This window comes from Pectobacterium araliae (genome assembly GCF_037076465.1).
Lineage (GTDB): Bacteria > Pseudomonadota > Gammaproteobacteria > Enterobacterales > Enterobacteriaceae > Pectobacterium > Pectobacterium araliae.
This window is the reverse complement of sequence record NZ_AP028908.1, coordinates 3,343,763-3,361,986: the sequence shown is the minus strand read 5'-3', so window position 1 is coordinate 3,361,986 and position 18,224 is coordinate 3,343,763. Positions and strand designations below refer to the sequence as shown.

18 protein-coding genes and 1 pseudogene are annotated in these 18,224 nt (G+C 49.8%); 11 read left to right on the top strand and 8 right to left on the bottom strand.

Translation table 11 applies throughout. The features are described from left to right. Positions 1–70 precede the first annotated feature (70 nt). Positions 71–442, bottom strand: coding sequence for a helix-turn-helix domain-containing protein (locus AACH44_RS15280; RefSeq protein WP_261850223.1), 372 nt, complete (start codon positions 440–442; stop codon positions 71–73). Between the two features lie 152 nt (positions 443–594). Here AACH44_RS15280 and AACH44_RS15275 point away from each other — a divergent pair, with 152 nt between their 5' ends. The 5 genes from AACH44_RS15275 (at position 595) to AACH44_RS15255 (ending at position 6,395) form a co-directional block, all read left to right on the top strand. After that, the gene (locus AACH44_RS15275; protein ID WP_338659313.1) at positions 595–3,489 is read left to right on the top strand and encodes a DNA primase; all 2,895 of its coding nucleotides are present in this window, start codon (positions 595–597) and stop codon (positions 3,487–3,489) included. A 44-nt stretch (positions 3,490–3,533) separates the two neighbouring features. Next, positions 3,534–4,577, top strand: coding sequence for a site-specific tyrosine recombinase XerC (gene xerC / locus AACH44_RS15270; RefSeq protein WP_338659312.1), 1,044 nt, complete (start codon positions 3,534–3,536; stop codon positions 4,575–4,577). A gap of 368 nt (positions 4,578–4,945) precedes the next feature. Beyond that, positions 4,946–5,296 (top strand): hypothetical protein, encoded by a 351-nt coding sequence (locus AACH44_RS15265; protein WP_261850227.1) that lies wholly within the window; start codon positions 4,946–4,948, stop codon positions 5,294–5,296. Positions 5,297–5,711: 415 nt separating this feature from the next. After that, positions 5,712–6,014 carry a ribonuclease domain-containing protein gene (locus AACH44_RS15260; RefSeq protein WP_261850228.1) on the top strand — a complete coding sequence of 101 codons (303 nt, stop codon included), beginning with the start codon at positions 5,712–5,714 and terminating at the stop codon, positions 6,012–6,014. 12 nt (positions 6,015–6,026) lie between these two features. After that, complete coding sequence (locus AACH44_RS15255; protein ID WP_261850229.1) at positions 6,027–6,395, top strand: barstar family protein; 369 nt, start codon at positions 6,027–6,029, stop codon at positions 6,393–6,395. Positions 6,396–6,453: 58 nt separating this feature from the next. On the opposite strand, the gene AACH44_RS15250 is transcribed toward AACH44_RS15255, so the two are convergent. Then, on the bottom strand, positions 6,454–6,705 hold the full coding sequence (locus AACH44_RS15250) for a type I toxin-antitoxin system SymE family toxin (protein WP_261850230.1): 252 nt from the start codon (positions 6,703–6,705) through the stop codon (positions 6,454–6,456). Between the two features lie 202 nt (positions 6,706–6,907). On the opposite strand from AACH44_RS15250, the gene pvcA reads away from it, so the two are divergent. From pvcA to AACH44_RS15235, 3 genes and pseudogenes are all read left to right on the top strand, one after another. Further along, on the top strand, positions 6,908–7,873 hold the full coding sequence (gene pvcA / locus AACH44_RS15245; RefSeq protein ID WP_261850187.1) for an L-tyrosine isonitrile synthase: 966 nt from the start codon (positions 6,908–6,910) through the stop codon (positions 7,871–7,873). Between the two features lie 68 nt (positions 7,874–7,941). Beyond that, positions 7,942–8,793: a TauD/TfdA dioxygenase family protein gene (locus AACH44_RS15240; protein ID WP_261850188.1), complete on the top strand. Its 852-nt coding sequence runs from the start codon at positions 7,942–7,944 to the stop codon at positions 8,791–8,793. An 11-nt stretch (positions 8,794–8,804) separates the two neighbouring features. Next, positions 8,805–9,832: pseudogene (locus AACH44_RS15235) on the top strand (glycosyltransferase). A gap of 134 nt (positions 9,833–9,966) precedes the next feature. On the opposite strand, the gene grxB reads toward AACH44_RS15235, so the two are convergent. The 6 genes from grxB to AACH44_RS15205 form a co-directional block, all read right to left on the bottom strand. Further along, a complete protein-coding gene (gene grxB, locus AACH44_RS15230) occupies positions 9,967–10,602 on the bottom strand; it encodes a glutaredoxin 2 (protein WP_261850186.1) in 636 nt (211 codons plus the stop codon). Positions 10,603–11,123: 521 nt separating this feature from the next. Next, positions 11,124–12,248: a sensor domain-containing diguanylate cyclase gene (locus tag AACH44_RS15225; RefSeq protein ID WP_261850185.1), complete on the bottom strand. Its 1,125-nt coding sequence runs from the start codon at positions 12,246–12,248 to the stop codon at positions 11,124–11,126. Between the two features lie 38 nt (positions 12,249–12,286). Next, a complete protein-coding gene (locus tag AACH44_RS15220) occupies positions 12,287–12,721 on the bottom strand; it encodes a hypothetical protein (RefSeq protein WP_261850184.1) in 435 nt (144 codons plus the stop codon). 182 nt (positions 12,722–12,903) lie between these two features. Beyond that, on the bottom strand, positions 12,904–13,578 hold the full coding sequence (locus AACH44_RS15215; RefSeq protein WP_261850183.1) for a MarC family NAAT transporter: 675 nt from the start codon (positions 13,576–13,578) through the stop codon (positions 12,904–12,906). A gap of 74 nt (positions 13,579–13,652) precedes the next feature. Next, positions 13,653–14,141, bottom strand: coding sequence for an SRPBCC family protein (locus AACH44_RS15210; protein WP_261850182.1), 489 nt, complete (start codon positions 14,139–14,141; stop codon positions 13,653–13,655). Positions 14,142–14,659: 518 nt separating this feature from the next. Next, the gene (locus AACH44_RS15205; protein WP_261850241.1) at positions 14,660–15,694 is read right to left on the bottom strand and encodes an IS110 family transposase; all 1,035 of its coding nucleotides are present in this window, start codon (positions 15,692–15,694) and stop codon (positions 14,660–14,662) included. Positions 15,695–15,847: 153 nt separating this feature from the next. Between AACH44_RS15205 and AACH44_RS15200 the strand changes: the two genes are divergently transcribed. The 3 genes from AACH44_RS15200 (at position 15,848) to pncC (ending at position 18,193) form a co-directional block, all read left to right on the top strand. Further along, positions 15,848–16,885, top strand: coding sequence for an IS630 family transposase (locus AACH44_RS15200; RefSeq protein ID WP_338659257.1), 1,038 nt, complete (start codon positions 15,848–15,850; stop codon positions 16,883–16,885). 239 nt (positions 16,886–17,124) lie between these two features. After that, positions 17,125–17,460 carry a hypothetical protein gene (locus AACH44_RS15195; protein ID WP_261850061.1) on the top strand — a complete coding sequence of 112 codons (336 nt, stop codon included), beginning with the start codon at positions 17,125–17,127 and terminating at the stop codon, positions 17,458–17,460. 238 nt (positions 17,461–17,698) lie between these two features. Further along, a complete protein-coding gene (gene pncC / locus AACH44_RS15190; protein ID WP_261850062.1) occupies positions 17,699–18,193 on the top strand; it encodes a nicotinamide-nucleotide amidase in 495 nt (164 codons plus the stop codon). Positions 18,194–18,224: the final 31 nt, after the last annotated feature.

Sequence of the window (18,224 nt, the reverse complement as noted above, 5' to 3'; positions counted from 1 at the left end):
CTCCTGTTAGTTGCTTGTGGTGAGCGGCGTGGGTGAGGTGCGAACTCATCTTCGCCGCGTTATTTATCCGTCAGTTACGCGCCTGAGCAATCAGGGCGCTTAACATCTCCGAAATCATCTTCTGTTTTGCCTTGGGCAAACTGTCTATCTCTTCAATAAGCTGTTGCCATTTTGGCATCGGGCCACGTTTACGGGCGGCCTTCTCCGCTTCCTCGCCGAGTAAATCCTCAAGAGAAACTGATAACACTCTCGCCACGGCTGGGAGTATGGAAATCTGTATGCGTCGCCTTCCTGCTTCCCATGCCTGTACGGCCTGCTGGGAGACGTTCAGCGCCTGTGCAACCTGCGTCTGTGTCATCCCTGCGTCTTTCCTTAGCGAGGTTATCCGCTTACCCAGCTCAGTGATAAATACCTGTTCTTCATTGCTTATCGGTGCGGCCATAGTCGTTTTACCTGAAATCCTTTGTGACCTGATGACCATAATCTACTCCATGTTTTACATTATACTGTTGTAAATACTACTAGCTGATGTATATACTTGTCGAGTTATTTTTACCCAGACCCTATTGACAGGTATTTACAGGAGTTCCCGATATGGCACGCATCCCCGAATCTGAGTTGCAGCACCTGAAAGCCGCCGTGTCACTGGTTGAGGTGGTGCGTGGTCAGGGAAGAAAGGTGGTGAAGCGCGGTAAGGACTATGCGGTGCTGTGTCCGTTCCATCAGGAAAACACGCCATCGTGTGTTATCTCACCGGAGAAGAACCTGTATCACTGCTTCGGCTGTGATGCAGGCGGCTCGGTGCTGGACTGGGTGATGAAGACGGAAGGACTGAGCCTGCCTCATGCGGTCGATAGGCTGCGGGGGGAACTGGGTAGCGTGCCAGTCGCCGCCCCGTTGCCGCCTGTGTCGGATATCGCTAATGAACAGGAAAGGCAGGAGCTGCTTAGCCGCGTGGTTGAGTTCTATCACCATACGTTGCTCAATGCGCCGGAGGCCATCGCCTATCTGGAAAAGCGTCGCCTGAATCATCCTGAGTTAGTCGCTGCCTTTAAACTGGGGTTCGCTAACCGGACGTTGGGCTATCGTCTGCCGTCGAGCAAACTGAAAGACGGGGCCACCGTTCGCAGCCAGTTGCAGGTCATCGGGGTGCTGCGCTCATCCGGGCATGAACATCTGGCGGGGTCGTTAGTCGTTCCGGTTATCGATATGCACGGTCAGGTGCGGGAACTGTACGGGCGCAAAGTGGGTGACCGTCTGCGTGCCGGAACGCCGAATCATCTGTATCTGCCGGGCGCTCATGGCGGGGTGTGGAACGAGCAGGCGTTAGTGGCGAGTAAAACGGTCATCCTGTGTGAATCATTTATCGATGCGATGTCGTTCTGGGTGTCAGGCTACCGCAACGTGACGGCGGCGTATGGGGTGAACGGGTTCACGGAGGAGATGCGCCAAGCGGTTATCCGCCACGGTGTGAAACAGGTGCTTATCGCGTTCGATAACGACGCGGCAGGGGATGAAGGGGCGGTAAAGCTGGCTGCGTCCTTGGTCGCTGAGGGCATCGCGCCGTTCCGCGTGGTGTTCCCGTCGGGGATGGATGCGAACGGCTATCTGTGCAGTGTGGCTGAACCGGAAGCGGCGTTCGGGTTACTGGTTGACGGGGCGTTACCGATGGGGGAAACAGTCAGTGCAGAGCCTGAAAAAGACGCTGAGCCACAGCCTGAAAACCCGTCTCAACCCGCCACCTCTTTAGCCGCCGGGGTTGTGGTTGAAGCGTTGCCGAATAGTGAGGTTGAGATAGCGCTGTCCGGTCAGCAATGGCGCATCCGGGGCATGACGTCAGTGAAAGCGGGCAGCGGCGTGATGAAGGTGAACGCGCAGGTGCTGGACACGGAAAGCGGCGTGGTGTTCGCGGACAGCGTGGATATGATGAGCGCCCGTTCACGGGCGGGGTATGCGCGGCTGGCTGCGTCAGAGCTGGGGCTGGCTGAAAGTGACATCAAACAGCGCTTAGGCCGTGTGCTGCTGGCACTGGAAACGCATCTGAGCCAGCCGGAAACGAGCGGTGAAATCACACAGGATATTACCGATGAACAGCGGGATGCGGCGCTGGCGTTGCTGCGTGACCCGAATCTTATCGGCAGGCTGACGGATGACCTTGCGGCGTGTGGCGTGGTCGGCGAATCAACCAACTTGGTGGCGGGTTATCTGGCGGCGGTGTCGCGCAAGCTGGACAGGCCGTTAGCGGTGTTAATCCAGAGCAGTTCGGCGGCGGGCAAATCCTCGTTGATGGATGCAGTGCTGAACCTTATCCCGCCGGAAGAGCGCTTACAGTACAGCGCGATGACAGGCCAGAGCCTGTTCTATCTGGGTGAAACCAATCTCCAGCATAAAATCCTCGCCATCGCGGAAGAGGAGGGGGTACGGCAGGCGGCGTATGCGCTGAAGCTGTTGCAGAGCGACGGCGAACTGACCATCGCCAGTACGGGTAAGGATGATGCTACAGGCAATCTGGTGACCAAGCAGTACACGGTAAAAGGCCCGGTGATGCTGATGTTAACGACCACGGCCATCGATGTGGATGAAGAGCTGTTAAACCGTTGCCTTGTGCTTACCGTGAACGAATCCCGCGAACAGACGGAAGCAATCCATGCGTTGCAGCGGCACAAGCAGACGCTGGAAGGGCTGCTGATGGAGAACGAGAAAGGCTATCTGACGGAACTGCACCAGAACGCGCAGCGGCTGTTACGTCCGCTTAAAGTGGTCAATCCGTTCGCCAGCCAGTTGACGTTCCTGAGTGATAAAACCCGTACTCGCCGTGACCATATGAAATACCTGACGTTAATCCAGTCTATCGCGCTGTTGCACCAGTACCAGCGGGAAGTGAAGACGGTAGAGCATCGTGGACAGGTTATCGAGTATATCGAGGTTGAGCGGTCAGATATCGTGCTGGCCAATAAACTGGCGCATGAAATCCTTGGTCGCACACTGGACGAGATGCCGCCACAGACGCGGAAGCTGTTGCTGCTGATACAGCAATGGGTAAAAGACAGTTGTCAGCCGAAAGCGGAATACCACTTCACCCGCAAACAGCTACGGGACGCCGTGCAGTGGGGCGATACGCAACTGAAAATCCATCTTGCCCGACTGGTTGAACTGGAATACCTGATGCTGTACAAGCGGGGGCTGACGTTCTGTTATGAACTGCTGTTTGACGGTGATGCACAGGCGGATAACGCGCACCTGTGCGGGCTTATCGACGTGCCGGAAACGCCAGCGAAAACAGTAAAAACGTCAGAGAAAGGTAACTACGACGCCGTCCGGTCGGGGGTAAGTGAAAAACGGTCGGCCTCTGGTCGGGGTGCAGTCGGTGGTCGGTCGGACAAGGCAATCGCTGTTAAAGCCAGTGCTGGCAAGGGGTCTGCGCCATCCGGTCGGGTTAACGGCAAAAGCCCTGTTCCGGCGACACAGGATAAACCCATCGTACCGTAGTTCCCTTATCTGCTTCTTCCCCTCACTCCGCAGGACGCGCCGCCATGACCCGACCCAAACCACCCAGCCCAGAAGCCCTTTATCTTAGCGGCCTGTCACAGACGTTACGCCAGTACACCACGGCGTATCTTGAACACCTGACCGCGACGAACCACAGCCTGCGCACAATCGAATCCTACAGTGAACGGCTGCGCCCGTTCGTGACGTGGTGCGAAGAGCGGGGACTGACGCAGGCGGCACAGGTGAGCCTGTCGGTGCTGGAAGGCTATCAGCGGCATCTTCATGGCTACCGCAAGACGGACGGTAAACCGCTGGCACAGGGTGGGCAGCTTAACCGCCTGACGGCTATCCGTATGCTGTTCCGCTGGCTGCTGCAACGGCATCACATCCTGTACAACCCCGCAGAACAGATGACGCTGCCGAAAGCGGAGAAACGGCTGCCGGCGCAGATACTGAGCGAGGAAGAAACCGAGGCGGTGATGGATGCGCAGGACACCGAGACATTAACCGGACTGCGTAACCGTGCGGTGCTGGAAATGCTGTGGAGCACGGGGCTAAGACGTTCAGAGCTGTCCGGGCTGATGCTGGCCGATGTGGACGTGGGGCGCGGGGTGCTTGTCGTCAGACAAGGCAAGGGGAATAAAGACAGAGTGGTGCCGGTTGGCCTGCGGGCGCTGGTCTGGGTACAGCGCTATCTGGATGCGGTAAGGCCGCGGCTGACGACCAAACACGACAGCGGCTACCTGTTCGTGACGATATGGGGCAAGCGGCTGGCACGGTCAACGCTGACAATACTGGCAGGCCGTGCGATACGGGATGACGCGCACCTGAAAAAAGCCGGGGCGTGTCATGTGTTCCGGCACAGTATGGCAACACAGATGCTGGAGCGGGGCGCGGACACACGACACATCCAGGCGATACTCGGCCATGAGAAACTGGAAACCACGCAGATATACACCCGCGTGGCTATCGGTCATCTGAAACAGGTGCATGAGAAGACGCATCCGGCAGAGCGGAAACCGAAAGCCCGACGCCGGAAGAAAGCTAAAACCGATACCACACCATCGCCGGACAGCCCGAAAAAGTAGCTCACTCTCTTCAAGGCCGTGGTACGGTGCCGGGCAAAAGGCGCGCCGTCCGTGGCGCACCTCTTGCCTTGGTCAGCTAAGGTGCTCCGGCGGTAAATGTCGCCCGGCCAGCGCCAACCTTCATCACTCTCTTCCTGTTACGTTGCTGGCCGAACGTCATTCAACATAATGTGGCATTACGCGCAAGATGCTGGACGCATCCCACGCGTAACACACATTATGTCGGCGCCGGGCAGCCAATGGGCGCGCTGCGGGCTGCTTCGGCAAAGGCGTGCGGCTGGCCGCCGGGGTTCGGCGCTTGGGTAAGGTGTGGCGCACAGGGCTTCGCCCTCTGCTGCGAACATCAGCGTGCTTCCCTGGCTCCGACGGTGTGGCCGCCTTCCCTGGCGGCGCAGGCTCCGGCGTCAATCCTCGGCCAACGTCAACATCAACCCCAAAGCAGAAGCCGCTCCTTCGTCACGGCGCTTAACGGCTTTATGCCCGCCCGGCTGCGTCTGGCTGCGCGGGGTCGCAGTCGGCAGGCTCCTTGCTCCTTCCCCGCTCGCCAGCTTCCGCTACCCGCCCCGGTGTGGCGTGGTCATGCAAACCCGCCGTTCCCTCCGGCACCGTGCAACAGAGCGTCGCAGGCCGACGCTTGCGGACTCTTTGCCGCCCGCACCCGCAGAACCCGCCCGGCTTCCCCAAACGAGTTGCGGAAGCCGTGCGGGTTGCCGTGGTAAACCCCGAAAGACAAAACGACTAATGGCAGCGGCTGCCGCCGCTGCTATGATGTGGCTTATGCAGACAGGGAAGTCACAGCGTGGCGGTAGCGTGTCCGGGGCTAAAAGTGCGCGTCGGGGTGTTCGGGTTAATGTGGTGTTAAACAGGCTGAAAACGCCGTCTGAAAAGGCCGTTGCTTCAATAGGTTAAGTGCGCTAAAAAGTACGACCGTGTCGGGATCGTCCCTATGATCCGATAGGTTTACATGGTGGTATCCGGCCGCAGGGGTATGTCACAAATCCTTTAGAATTCTGTGACCCGTTGGGGTTGGCACGGTCTGTTTTTCAGGCTCGCTATGAAAGGTATAAAGACTATCGCTCACAAGGATATTCGGCTGAAGAGGCTGCGAAATTATCCAAAGGAGCTAACCCTGCAATGATTACCCCTGGCTCTCTTCCTGCTGCGGAAGAAGCAGCAGTAAATAGAACGCTAGGACATATTGATAACGGAGATAAACCTGCTGGAGCTCTTGGGAAAAAATGGGGAACTACATTTAAAAATCATCAAGGTGAATTGCCTGGTGGAAGTGGTGCAAATTCTCCTTATAGCGAGTATCGAGTAGATCCCGGCCACGGTGTAAGTGGAGCAGGAGCTAGACGAGTTGTTGTCAACAATAATACAGGTGAAACATATTATACATGGACGCATTACGGTGATTCAGGAAACCCATCTTTGTGAGGATTAGATGATATGTCTTTTAATTTTTTCCAAGCAAATGAATTGGATGCTCTATCTAGTGAGTATGAGAAAAATGGATATGTGATAATTAAATCCTGTTTCAGCCAAGCGAATGATATATATGACGTCTTTGATGAAATAAAAATATCTCTACCTCTAGATTCGCCATTATATAGTAGATGCAATTTTGATGCTTTTTCTGATTCTATGTTTAGTGGTTTGGACTCACTTGAAAATGATAAAGTGTGTGTCTTTTTAGTGGATGTTAAGAAAGCTCTTAGAGATGACAGTAAAAGTTATAATATTTTACTGGATATATTTTCTGATAACTTGTCTTATCTTGAAACTGAAGGGAAAGAGGTTGTTTTATTTATTAGCTAATTAAAAAATCCGGAAGTGATCTAACGATCCTTCCGGCTATTTTGTTAGCGTTCAGCCGCTATAAATTAATCTGCGTCTCAATAATAATCCTCCCTCTTTCCACCGTGACGGTAACGGGTATCCCGGTGATAAAGCCACACTCTTCGAACCAGCGGCCTTTAAGGTTGATGGCGGAGGGCGGGTTGGGCTTGCCGTTGTGCTGGGTGCAACGGGACTCCACTTCTACAATGCGGGAGCGGAATTTACTGGGGTGACAAATAATCAGGGATGCAATGTACGGTACTGAACAGGAGAAGAGATCAATCTGCATTGCCACTTATCCTCGGTTTTAATAATTAATCCTCATTGTATTTTTTATATCCAAAGTTAATTATTAGCAGTGTAAATAAAAATACTGAATATGTTATTCAGTATTTTTTTGTACTCGACAAGGGGTTTTGTTTTATTGTTTCTGAGACATAGCTATGCAGTTAATTTCGTTTTTAAAATTAATGTAAATTAATGAGGTTATTTTGGATATAATAAATAATGAATTAGTTTCATCGCTAATATTAAGTGAGTTAATTCAATATCGGCGTAGATTCACTCACTCGACGAAATCAATTAGTGAAGAAGAATCTCAGGTGATTCTGGTTCAATTACCCAGAATTCGGGCTTTTGTTGATAAAAATAGCCGTATTGAACTTATTCTGCCTGCGTTCCCGGTAAAATCTCCGAACCCTTATAAAGTGCTGGGTAGAGTACCGGATATGGCGGAACGCTTGTCTCTGATATTTCTAAATTCATTATGCCAGCGCATTCAGCTTTATTACCCGCCCGGAGCCCATATCCGTATTTGCTCTGATGGGCATGTATTTGGCGATCTGATTGGAACTAGCGACGAAACCATTAATGCCTACCAGCATGAAATTGAAAACTTATTGCATGAATTGGGGGCTATTCATCTCAGTGTTTTTAATCTCAAGGATGTAGAGAACATGGCTGCGCTTACTGCTGACTACGATCATCTTCGCCAGCGACTGGTTGAGGATTATGCTGAATCAGAAGAAGAGATTAAATCGCAACTCATGCTGAGTGAAGAAGGCTTGCAGCTTTACCGTTCAATCACCCGTTTTCTTTATGAAGATAGCCTGCGACCAGACTATACCGGTTCTAATGCGGCGTTGCAGAAGGATGCCAAAAAGCGTGCGTGTGGCGTTATTCAGCGCAGCTGGGCATGGGGCAACCTGCTTGCTGAAAATTTCCCAGATGCTATTCGTCTATCTATTCATCCTCAGCCTTCGGACAGCCTGAAACTGGGTATTCATATGATGCCCACGAAGGACGATTGGTTGACGCCTTGGCATGGTGTTGCCGCCAATGTTAATGGCCAGTTTGTGCTCATGAAGAATGCCGATGCGCAGCAGTTAGCTGGTGAAGTCGTGGAGATCCGTGGTACGCCTAGCTATTACATCGTTAAGCAGCATGATGTGGCGTAAGCGTACTGTTCTCGCCTTATCATTCGTCGAAACATCGATAATTGTCATCTTATAAAGGAATATACATGATGGAGAATAGTATGAACTGCCACATTGAAATGCTTTCCCCTTTTGGGGCGTTGCTGACGCCTGCTGAAGTAGGGCAGAGCATTGCCACTCTACCGATCGAGACACTGCGTGAACTTGCTCGCGAGCATCATCTTCTGGTGTTACGCGGTTTTTCATCTGGGTTTTCCGATCCTGAAACGTTGACCGAGTATGCTGGCCACTGGGGAGAAATCATGATGTGGCCTTTCGGGGCAATACTGGATGTGAAGGAGCATGCGGATACCAAAGATCATATCTTTGATAACAGTTATGTACCTCTACATTGGGATGGAATGTACAAGCCCACTATCCCCGAATTTCAACTGTTCCACTGTGTTTCTGCGCCGGGACAGAATCAGGGGGGACGTACCACCTTCGTTGATACCACGCGCTTGTTGGCAGAGGCTGACACACAGTTAGTCGAGGAGTGGCGTCGTGTTTCAATTACTTACCGTATTAAAGCCGTTGTGCACTATGGTGGTGAAGTGACTTCTCCATTGGTCATTCCTCATCCTAACGGCGTTGGGGAGATTATGCGCTATAACGAACCGCCGACCGAAGGGGAGCGTTTCCTTAATCAGCATGCGCTGGAATACCATAATGTCACACCGGAAGCGCAAAGCGCATTTAGCCAGACGCTACGGCACCATTTGTACGATCCCCGTTATTATTATGCACATAAATGGCTACAGGGTGATGTGGTGATAGCCGATAACTTCTCACTGCTGCATGGACGTGAAGCCTTTACGGCCCATTCGGCTCGTCATTTGCAACGTGTGCATATTCAGGGCACCCCGGTTTGCGTGAATACTTGCATTGATAACGCGGCATAAGGGAAAGCGCCATGGCACATATTCTCATGGCGGCGATGGCAACGCCGGGACATGTTTATCCTTTACTGACTATCGCTCGCTATTTGGTTGAGTAGGGAAACGACGTCACGTTGTTTAGCGGCGCGTTGTTCCGTGAGCAGGCAGAGGCGGCTGGGGTTGGTTTTATCCCTTTTAGCGATGAGATTGATTTCGACTACGGGCACCTTGAGCAGCACTTCCCTCTGCGAGCTACGCTGCCACCGGGCAACGCGCAGATGGCTCTGGCACTGAAGAATTTCTTCGCTGCACCCATTCCATTGCTGGATCGCCAATTGCGTGACGCGTTGGCAAAGACGCATGCCGACCTGCTCATCGTTGAAAACTGTTTTTATGGTGTTTTACCGCTGTTGTTGTCTGGTCCGCGGTCGCCGGTCATTGCGGTAGGTGTGACTTGCCAGAGAGTGTGCGATTTATTGGGCCATTATCCCATCACATCGCAGCAGAGCGTGTTCCGCAATGGTGGGCACCAGATGACAGCCGACCGCTTATTATCGTGTCACAAGGAACACTGGCGAATGTCGATCTCCAACAGCTCATCGAGCCAACGCTGTGCGCCCTCGCGGATTTACCCGTCAGGGTGCTGGCGACGACTGGGGGACGTTCGGTTGATGCGCTACAAGCCTCATTGCCTGAAAATGCCAGAGTGGTCAGTTTCCTTTCTTATGATGACTGGCTGCCAAAATTATCGATATTTATCACCAATGGTGGATATGGTTCGATTAATTCCGCGCTGAAAGATGGCGTTCTATTAATTGTGGCTGGCGTCGGTGAAGATAAACAGGAAAGTGCCGCGCGCGTGGTGTTTGCTAAATGCGGGATTAACTTACAACCCAGTACGTCGAGTGAACAGCAGATTAGGCAGTCTGTCATCGAAATATTAGAGGACCCAGGCTATTTACAGCGCACAAGATGGGTTAAGGCAGATTATGCAAGCTATGATGCATTTGCTCTGATTAACGCTGAAGTTAATGCGCTAGTCAATCAAAGGAGGACGGCCTAGCGCTAGGTAGGGTAAGGCCTACTCTATGTCGTCATGACTTCATATAGTCATGATTTCATATAACACGTACTGAAATCGGCCACACGTTATGGGGTAACGCTATACCCATAACGTGATTGCGAATCGTATTATGCTTACAGCGCTTTATCGGTCAATAGGGCGACTTTACTGGCTGTTGATACGCGCTTAAGGTAGGCGTGAACGTTAGGGCCAAACTGTACGCCTTTCACGATCGTGAGCGACAGTAAGATCGGGAACAGAATGAAATCGGTGGTGGAAATAGCGTTGACGCTTGCCAAACGCGGCTCCAACGCGTCGAGTTTCTGCTCCACTTCTGCAATCAGCTCTGGCGTTTTTGCTATCAACGCGTCCAGATCGCCGAAGGCTTTTTCTTCACGCTGGGTGTAGGCATGACGTGCCTCTGGCGTGGAAATCTCTTTGAAATCGGCTTTCGTGAAGCGAGGAACCGCAAGGTTAAATACCGCGTTGGAAACGGATTTACACCAGGCTTCAATATCGGCATCAACGGGTCGGTTGGCGATTAACGGCGCTTGCTTGCTGTCGACATAGTGGACGATATCCATGCTTTCCGGCATGAAGCTGCCATCTTCTTTCTGAAGAATCGGCACCACTTTGCGACCGACCATACGCGTTGGCGTGTCAACGTCGCCTTCCATAATGATGGATTGCTCAACTGGCAGATTTTTCAGACCAAAAATCATTCTGGCTCTGACACAGAATGGGCAGTGTTCGTAAATGAAAAGTTTCATTCATCGCCTCGTAATATTTTGAAAAAGGCCGCGAAAATGTGCGCGCCCGGTCATGACAAGTCATGTCATCAGAGTAATGTCTCATAGGGGCGGTGGTAAAGTGAATGTGATTCGCCGGTACGCTGTTGACGCTGCTCTCATGGGGATATTCATCAATTTCGATTCCCTTATTGGCCTGGTTATCGGCGGGATGACTCGCGTATTTGGCAATGATGGCACTGCTGATCGCGTTGATGAAGGCGAAAAATGCGTAATGGCCATCAGAGTCGTGGGTTGAAATAGCGAGATATTACGGGAAGAGAAAGCCTCATCAATGTTGTTTTACAACCAGTAAATTAACCTTACTTGCTGATGACAATACTATACATTTGGCTTGCTATAGTCCTTCCATGCCTTGTCAGTACCTCACATCTCTGTGAGTGTTGTGTAGTTAACCATCCCTGTCATGAGAATGACCTTACCCGCCTCGTGCGGGTTTTTTTTGCCCATACTTCAAGCTGTTGGATTAACTTTGCGTGTGTCTATTGCATGTCGTTTTTGATCGAATGATGGGGGACTATTTTGGTAACGACCCGATTCCTACCTTCATGCTTGGCTTGATAGAGGGCGTCATCCGCAATTTTCAATATGCTATCGAGCTGTTCCGTTCCTGGAGTAAAACAGGTGACGCCTAATGAAATCGTGATGTTTTCAGGAATCGGCAGCGGCATTTTTTCAACTTTTCTACGCAGCCGTTCGGCAATCTCGGCGGCTTGCTTCATGTCTGTATCGGGTAGGAGCGCCAGGAATTCCTCCCCACCCGTGCGACAAATCAGATCGGATTCTCGTGAACTTTGATTTATGTTGTTAGCCAACAGCCTGATGACGTCATCGCCGATATTGTGCCCATAAGTGTCATTGACGCGTTTGAAATGATCGATATCAATCACGATAGCGGCAACCTGATGACTCTTTGACAGAATGAGTTCAACATTTTCATAGATACCACGGCGATTGAGTAGCCCGGTGAGTGGATCGGTGTGGGCTTGCAAACTCAGTTTGCCGATCCGCTTGTGTAACAGCACTGTACCGAAAAGAATGACGCGTTTTAGCTGGTCGACCTCAAAATACCAAGAGGGAACTTTCTTGATTTTTTCAATGACATCGGGCTCCTCCATTTTACTGGCAGAAACGGCCAGCAAGCGCAAAGGGTTGGCAATAGAGAAGGCAAGCAGGGTAAGTGCAATCAGCGTTAATGCCATCACTGGCGCCCCTTCGTATAAAACGGAACGCATGACGCTATTAAGTGAATCGAGCACATTTTGATAGGGATATAAGGTAATGATAACCCAGCCGGATGACTCCACTGTATCAAACCCAGCCAGAGAAGGCGTGCCTCGCATATCGGGTATGGCAAGCGTCCCATTCTTTTTGTTCTGAAAGGCTTCCTTAATTTTCTTGTCGTTGACGGGCTTGCCGACCCACTGTTTATCCTGATGGTAGAGAACAATTCCATTTTTATCGATGACATAAACGCTGGAGTAATCGTTATAGAAATGGGTATTCATGAACTCGTTTAACACGCTTTTGCTTTTTAAATAAATGGTTCCGCCGATGTAGCCCAGGTAATTGCCTTGTTTATCTTTGATGGGGGAGGAAACCAACACGATGAGATTGCCTGTAAGGGAAATATAAGGTTGGCTAATTAACGGTTTTTTTCCTCTAGCGCTAGCTTGCTGGCATCTGAGGTCAGCGTGCTTCCTTTCAGGTTGAGCGATGTTGGGTAAACCGCGTGTATGTGGTTCTGGTGGTCGGCAACGAAAACAGAATTAAAACTTTGGCTCATGCGGAATGTTTGTTCGCTTTTCTCTAACAGCGCATCATCGTCGCTAAAACTACCCGCCATCGATGTCGCACTGTAGGCTAACTCCTGCTGTGCGGAAGATAAAAAACTTTCTGTAGTGGCAGCTAATTTGGTGGAGTAATTAAGGTTCGAGTTAAGTATCTGATCGGTAATGAGCTTTTTTTGTACGTTATAAACGGCGATATAAGCATTCGTCAGCGTAACGATCATACTGATAATGGCGAGAGACAAAATGAGTGAACGTAAATTGACTGGGAACCGCTTTCTTATTTTCATGATTGGCCGCCCCTACTTTCCGCTAAGTAAGCAAAAATTAATCTTTCTTATTGTTATATAAAATTTGTTATGTAACACGGGCTGAACATCTCTTACGGCCGTTGAATAAACCCCGCTATTCAAAGTTATAGACGCTAACTGGGCTATTTGGCAATATGCTGATACCTCCATTATCATTCCGCCTAATGGAGAGAATGCACGATCTCCAGTGTGCCATTAATGATGAACTGTACCCCCATGCAAACCAGCAGAAATCCCATCAGCCGTGAAATGGCTTCAATACCACTTTTCCCGATCAGCCGCATAATCAGACCAGAGCTTTTCAGACTTAGCCAGACGATCAGGCTGATCAACATAAAAGTAAGGACGGGGGCGACGGTAATCACCCATGGCGTAATATCGACGCCGCTCTTGATTTGTGATGCAGAGCTAATGATGAGGGCAATGGTGCCTGGCCCAACCGTGCTAGGCATCGCCAGTGGAACGAAGGCGATACTGACGTCATTGGCGGAGAAACTGTTGTTAATTTCTTCTTTTTTGCTTTTGACTTCGGGTGCATGTTCTGGTTTTTGCTGAGGGAAAAGCATGCGAAACCCGATAAATACCACGATGAGCCCGCCAGCAATGCGTAATCCGGGGATGGAAATACCGAAGGTATTCATCACGACCTGGCCTGCATAGTACGCGACAGTCATGATGATGAAGACATAAAGCGAGGCCTGAAAGATCTGACGATTGCGTTCTCCTTGGCTCATATTGCCAGACATCGCCAAAAATACCGCTACCGTCGTCAGTGGGTTCGCGAGTGGCAGGATTAACATCAGACCAAGACCAATGGCTTGAATCAATTCCAGCATTCTACGTTCCTCTTTTTTGGGGCGCTTTTGTCAGTTCAGAAATATGGTCAATGATGACCTGTTGCGATGGTGCCTTATACCAACTCACCTTCCGCTAATTTTTTAAAACGATAGAGCGTTTTAGTCAGCATATCGCGAGAAAACATATCAAACATTTGGCCGATCTTTTTTCCGATCAAGCCTCCTGGTGGATTGTAGCGAATGGTTAGCGTTACTGTTGTCCCCGCTTCTGACGAGGCTGGCCGAAAGGAAAGCCGACCTTCATTAGGAACACGCGCGCCTTCCAGTGAACGCCAGTGGATATATTCCCCCGGTTTTTCGTCAATAATACGAGCCTGCCACTCAATGAGCGCACCAATCGGTGTGTTAATTCGCCAGTTAGAGTCGGTATGGTTCAGTATCTCAATACTCGCAAAGTGGCCCATCAGGAGCGGCAACGTTTCCGGTTTTCGCCAAAGATCAAACAAGCATTCTTCCGGGCGATTGATTGTGATACTACCGCTGATTTCATTGGCATAGGTGCCGTTTTTCACTGTCATTCGTCTTAAGAAAGAGGGAAACACCCGTCATCCTCCCTAATGGATTGTTACCCCTTTATGGGCATGTGAACGTCATTCTGACTGATATCGACCAGCGAAGCAAAGTTGGAGAAGGTTGGCGGTAGTGTCAGTACAGGCTATCACAGCAATAGCCTAAATTTTTACGCGCCTAATGTTACGTTAATGTTCATTCGGTACTGTAAGTATCAGACAGAAGCCGAATGACGTGCCGCAAAACACCAGGGTTTTTACATAACGATAATAGCAGTACCCCGCCCACTAAATAGCTTTGCAAAATAGTAGATCATATATGGACGTCCCGTGGCGTACAAGTACTGACGTGATACGGTTTGCTGTCATATATCCGGCGTCTTTTTGGGAAAATTTTCCCGCGCCATGATGTCATCCGCACCCTGTTTCCTTATCACTTGACCGGTATTTTCTACCTGGATCTACTTCAGGTTATTACAGGGTTGGTTTACCGTTTTCTCATCAGTGCCTGCAAACTCAGGAAATCTTTTACTTTGTGCCGAACTAAATCATTACTTCATCGCAAATGCCTTATCCATATTGAAATCAACCGGTTCAGACAGCAACCGCCAGACAATACGTGTTAACTTATTTGCCAGCGCCACGGTGGCTTTCATTTTTCCCCGTCGCTCAGTGACATGATTAAGCCATCTTCCAAGACGGTCATCCCGCTTTTGGGCACAGCGCATGACCGCTCTGGCTCCATGAATGATGAGTGTCCGAAGGTCGCAGTTACCATTTTTAGTCATCGAAGTGAGGATGTGTTTCCCGCCGGAACTATGTTGCCGGGGAACCAGACCACACCAGGCGGAAAGTTGTCTTCCGTTAGCAAATTGTTCTGCATCAACCTCACTTAAAAAAGCGGCGGCGATGAGCGGGCCAACACCCGGTATAGTCATCAGTGCTCGATACCGGGGTTGCTGTTGACACAATGCTGCGATTTCATATTCTGTTGAACGAATATATTCATTCAGTGTGTGGATGTTTTCCAATAAAGTGGAAAGCAAATGGCGTAATACCGGAGACACAGGCTTTTCCGCATCTTCAATCAAATCGGGTAATCGCTGTTGCAAAGTGTGTATCCCAACCGGGAACTCGAAGCCCTGCTCAGCGGCCAGAGCACGAATTTGATTGGCGGCGGCGGTGCGCTGTTCGACCATCAACTGACGGGCACAACGCAGCGCTTTGATATCTTGCTGCTCAAGAGTTTTTACAGCAACAAAGTGAATCCCCGGACGAAATGCCGTCTCACATATTGCTAGAGCATCATTGGCATCATTTTTCTGATGACGAGTTAACGCCTTTACATGTTGGGTTGGAATGAGCCGGATGGCGTATCCCATGGATTGGAAAGTCCGCCCCCAGTAATGCGAGGTTGCACAAGCTTCCATTGCGATAAGTGTATCCGGCGGGAATTGACGAACAGTATCTAACAGCTTGCTGCGAGAAACTTTTCGATTCCAGGCAACGGTCCCATCATTCATCCAGACACAAAGCTGAAAAACGGATTTAGCCAGATCGATACCGACGACTTTTATCGTGTTCATGATGTTGTTCCTCTATAAATGGGACGGCTCAACATAAGTGTGGCAGGATTATGTTGAGGAGGGACGTCCATCACATCACTCGAAGGGAACTCAGTCCGATTTAAGCGATCTGATCAATCGCCAAATATCCCACATCACTAACCGGACTGAGTTATGCCGATCATAGCATTTATCCCTGATGAAGAACGACGTCTTATGAAAAGAGAAGCTCAACAAACTCATGATAAAAACCACGCTCGCCGACTGATGGCGATGCTCATGTTGCATCAAGGAATGACCGTTACTGAGGTCGCCAGAATATTGTGTGCGGCTCGTTCCTCGGTAGGTCGGTGGATTAATTTGTTTACTTTATATGGTGTTAATGGATTAAAAAGTCTCAAGCCCGGTCGTGAGCCACAGTGGCCGGTTGATGATATCTTGCGCATTCTGCCGCTTCTTGTGCAGCGTTCACCACAGGATTTCGGCTGGCTGCGCTCCCGCTGGAGTACCGAACTTTTGGCGCTTGTCGTTAATCGGCTTTTTGATATCTCGCTTCATCCCGTCACATTGCACCGCTACCTGCGACAGGCTGGCCTTGTCTGGCGCAGAGCCGCGCCGACACTGAAGATAAAAGACCCTCAATATGAGGAAAAACGGACAGCCATCGAGCAAGCTCTGGTGCAAAACTCGGTTGATAATCCGGTGTTTTATCAAGATGAAGTCGATATCGATTTAAACCCGAAAATTGGCTCGGACTGGTGTCTAAAAGGACAGCAAAAACGCATCGCCACGCCGGGGATAAATCAAAAACATTACCTGGCGGGCGCGCTGCATGCAGGGACAGGACAAGTCCATTATGTCAGCGGCAGCAGTAAGAACTCTGACTTATTTATCAATCTGTTAGTAATATTGAAACGAACATATCGGCGGGCCAGAACGATAACGTTGGTGGTTGACAATTATATCATTCACAAAAGCCGCAAGGTCGAACGATGGTTAGCAGGTAATAAAAAGTTCAGGATACTGTTTTTGCCAATCTATTCTCCGTGGCTAAACCCGATAGAGCGGCTATGGTTGTCGTTACATGAAACGGTAACGCGTAATCATCAATGTCGGTATATGTGGCAATTACTCAACCGTGTTACTCAGTTTATGAAGGCCGCCTCACCGTTTCCGGGTAATCAGCACGGACTGACCAAAGTGGAGCGGTAATATGCAAAGCTATTTAGTTTTAGTGGGTTTTTTTATTTGATTTTACCTGTTTATATATTTTATTTGTGTGCGAGTTGATATTTATCAATTTATTGTTAATGGCCTCGTACCTATTAAGGTGTAATGGGTATTTATCTCTATATTCTGGCTTGTAAATGACACATTGATTGTGAGGTGATTTACTTTGTAAATATGTCGTGATACGTTTATAACCAGCTTTTATGCTGGTAGGAATAAAGATGAGTAATCCATTTGTTGCTAAGTGGAGTCGTAATGGCAACCTGCTTTGCCACGGCCACTGGTTAATATCTTATAAAGAAAAAGAGTTCACTTTACCGGAAAAATATAAAGAAAATCATATGGGAACGATGGGGGTTTACTCTATCATCGATCCTGATGATGAAATGTACCGGGACGGATTAGATGAGGATGATTGGATTGTGGGAAATATCGACTGGCTTGCCGATAGCTTTGAAGAGAATAATGTGCCTATCGAAGAATGCTATTTTAGATATTTTTTTCAGGCCATAAATAAGCAAGACTGGCGATGCACCAGTTGTGCGGGTTGTATGTAAATTACGCTATCCTTATTAATTACTCCATCCATTTTACCCAGCCGACTAATGAACGATTCAGGCCACACTGTTTTCTGCATCATTATCCGGTTTCTTTCTATTCAATTATCGGCTTCTCTCATTTTTCATCCCCGTTTCATTCCCTTTGCTAGGCGCGTCGCATACTGTGCAGCGAGGCGTCTTTTTTGGGGAAAAGTGTTACCCTGACCAAACCATCCTTGATTACTATGAGGCGACAATGACAGAAGCAGACATTCTGCGGTTAAGTGCGTTGGTGGGAGAAAGACTGAAAGCACGTGGTGCCACGTTGACGTGTGCAGAATCCTGCACTGGGGGCTGGCTGGCTAAATCTATTACCGATGTCGCAGGCAGTTCCGGCTGGTTTGACTACGGCTTTGTGACATATAGCAATCTATCTAAACAGCGCCTGATAAATGTGAGCGCAGAGACATTGGAGCGGCATGGTGCTGTGAGTGAAGATGTGGTCAATGAGATGGCCGCAGGAGCGTTGCAGGCCGCCAGTGCAGATTTTGCCATATCGGTAAGTGGCGTCGCTGGACCAGATGGGGGGACGGAAGAGAAACCTGTCGGCACGGTATGGTTTGGCTTCACTGACAAGCAGGGCGGGGGATTTGCTCAAAAAATGCGATTTAGCGGAGACCGAAATACGGTACGTCTGCAATCAGTGCATTTTGCGCTGCAAACGCTGCTCGACGCATTTCTGAAAAAATAACCTTGATGCTGTATGCGCATACAGTATAATG